Annotated in this window: 2 protein-coding genes; both read left to right on the plus strand. The window is 50.7% G+C overall.

What is annotated here, in order from left to right; all coding sequences use genetic code 11:
• Window positions 1–35 precede the first annotated feature (35 nt).
• Window positions 36–464 carry a hypothetical protein gene (locus CAY35_RS09525; RefSeq protein WP_146191963.1) on the plus strand — a complete coding sequence of 143 codons (429 nt, stop codon included), beginning with the start codon at window positions 36–38 and terminating at the stop codon, window positions 462–464.
• The gene (locus CAY35_RS09400; RefSeq protein ID WP_181377558.1) at window positions 443–1,729 is read left to right on the plus strand and encodes a glycosyltransferase 87 family protein; all 1,287 of its coding nucleotides are present in this window, start codon (window positions 443–445) and stop codon (window positions 1,727–1,729) included. The genes CAY35_RS09525 and CAY35_RS09400 overlap by 22 nt, the downstream gene beginning before the upstream one ends.
• Window positions 1,730–2,285: the final 556 nt, after the last annotated feature.

Genomic DNA, 2,285 nt, shown 5'->3' on the forward strand with positions numbered 1-2,285 from the left:
ACGGTCGGTAGGGCGTCGAATGTTGACTAGGCTTTTTGACGGAGGCTCGCTTTTATGAATCTTCCGATCTATCTTTTCACTACTCAACGAGGGATCAACTCTTGAAAATTATGAGGAAAATCTTCTCTGTCTTTGCTGCAACAGCAATGATTGCTGGTGCAGGGTTGGCAGTATCTGCACCTGCTGCAAATGCCGCATCCTGCACCAAGCTGACGGTGGCTTCAAAGGACGGACGTGTTCTGTATCTATGGAAGTGTGGAACCGAACTTCATGGCCAGCTGGTGAATGCATCAACTGGTGACCTTGCATACCTTCGTGCACCAGGCGGACAAACTACCGGTGGCAAGCGAGTTGCGGCAGGAAAGACGAGCGTCAACACCGGGAATGCAAGCGGCAAGTGGGCTGCATGCGTTGCGGTCAAAAATCGCCCTGGCAAAGACTGGTGCACCGCTTACAAGAGCTAAGCTGGAAGAAAACATTAAAGGAAAGGAGTAGAGAGATCTACTCGTCTATCTTCCGGCGAACCAAGCCTGTCACAGTCGTACTGGAAATCGTTCTAGTGATTGTGGCGGGCTTGTTGCTCGTTCTAACAAGCCCAAGCGGTCTGGATCTGAAGGTGTATCGAGAAGGTGGTCTTGCGCTTCTCCATAACCCCTCGTCGCTTTACGATGCGATTCTGGGACCTGTGGGAGATCCAGGCCTCCCTTTCACGTATCCGCCGTTTGCGGCTCTTATTTTTGTCCCGATAGCGATAATGCCATTTTGGGCAGCTTTTGTGCTGTCGATTTTAATTTCGATCGTTGCAGTCCTCTATGTCAGCAAAGATCTCTCTGAGCGAATAGTGGCAAAGTGGCCTAAACTTGAGTCGTACGTAACTACGGTTACGGTAAGCTCGCTGTTGCTAGTCTCAGGCCCCTTTCGAGACACCATTTGGTACGGTCAGATCAACATACTGATTTTTGCGGCCTGCTATCTGACCTTTGTCAAATGCAAGTCTCTAGCGCCATTTGTCGTCGTAGTTGGTATTTTTGCTGGCATCAAGCTGACTCCCATTGCCTTTTTGATTCTTCCGTTCGCAATGAAAAAATGGCGCGCGCTTATCATTGGCGTTACTACATTCTTTGGTACTCAACTTGTGGGGTGGCTAGTTTCCCCACACAACACCGTTCATTACTGGAGCGATGTTGTCCGTGATCCTACGCGCGTGGGCAGGATTGGGTATCTAGACAACGTTTCGATTCAGGCCGTTCTTGAAAGAGCTGGACAGTCTCAAGCGGTGTGGTTTGTTATCGCACTCATTGTCGGGCTTTCATTTGTCGGGCTGCTATGGAGGATTGCTCCGTACACTGATCGTGTTACATTGCTTGGCATTGCATCCGCATGTCCGGTGCTTGTGTCGCCCGTTAGCTGGTCCCACCATTGGGTGTGGTGGCCGATTATTGCGCTTGGTTGGATAACTCTGGCCCAGAAGGCTCCGTCAGTAGTAAAGTACACGATTTGGGTAGTAACGACGCTTTCTACGACTGCTTTGTTCTTTGCGCCTAAAGCGATCTCACTGGCTTTCGGCGTGTTCCCGGACGAGGAAATTGTACCGATGTGGGGGTATATCGCTCCAACACTTCCAGTTTTGGCAAACATGATTTGCTTGTACTTGAGCTTTGCTGTTCGAAGTCAAGTTCTCGCCTCAGAAGTAGGTATTGACAATTTTGATCGTGAGCTCGCCACGTAGTCTTTGCCAAGATGCCCTTTGATTACATCTGACTGATTTTAGACCCCAGCATAAATCAGAACAGCCTTTGTCACTTTATAGAGATAGCGGACTTCGGACAATCCGACGTCCGCTGTCGTCGTTCATGAGAAGCTGAAGGCAAATAAGATGGGTCCGATTCAATGATTCTTTATGCGCTGCTATGGTTTCTCAAACTGTTCGAAAGCGTTCATGCTTGCCATATGCTCACTTGTGACGCATAGTAACAACAGCTGACGGCCTGTAGCTATACGAATCAGTTCGCGTACCTTCAGGTTGTCGGCTCGCGACAGCCTCGCTCCCAGGATTTGGGAAATCTGGAGGATGAAGCGCCCTGGGTTTGGTGGAGGCTCCAGAGTTATGGAACGAGAATGGAGCCATGGTCCAACACATGAACAAGGGACGCCGCTATTCGACCGAGGAGAAGGCTGCGGCGGTCCGGATGGTGCGAACGCTCCGCGCCGAGCTCGGTACGAGCCAAGGAACGACCTCGCGGGTGGCTGAGCAACTCGGTTATGGTGTCGAGTCAGTGCGCTAC

The sequence above is a fragment of the Pseudoglutamicibacter cumminsii genome (assembly GCF_003143995.1).
Taxonomy (GTDB): Bacteria; Actinomycetota; Actinomycetes; order Actinomycetales; family Micrococcaceae; genus Pseudoglutamicibacter; species Pseudoglutamicibacter cumminsii_B.